Source organism: Methylobacterium sp. A54F, from assembly GCF_053346035.1.
In genome coordinates this window covers 1-320 of the sequence record NZ_JBKFBF010000091.1, presented here as the reverse complement: position 1 = coordinate 320, position 320 = coordinate 1, and the positions used below count along the sequence as shown (strand labels likewise).

The window sequence follows — 320 nt, the reverse complement described above, 5'->3', positions numbered from 1 at the left end:
CGAATTCCTTCGTGCGGAACAGGGTCTGCTCCCGGTCCTCCCAATCCTCTGGGAGCTGCCCCTTCGGCGGCGGCAGGCGGCCCTCGTAGGCGAGGCCGCGGGCCCTCAGGTCGGCGGGCAGCGCCCCCACCGACCCTGGGCCGTCGCCGTGGAGCGTGCGCTCGGAGAAGAACACGTCGTGGTGGATGCCGAGCGCCGCGAGGCCGGCGCGGATCATCTCCATCATCGCCGCGATGGCGGCCTCACGCACCGCCGGCAGCCATTCGGCCTCGGGCCGGTCGAGCAGGCCGCGCCCGTGCGCCTCGGCGAGCCGCGCGCCC

Annotated in this window: 1 pseudogene; it reads right to left on the bottom strand. The window is 75.3% G+C overall.

Going from position 1 to position 320, the window contains the following annotated elements:
- Positions 1 to 320: pseudogene (locus ACLBXP_RS25475) on the bottom strand (arginine--tRNA ligase); the annotation flags it as partial.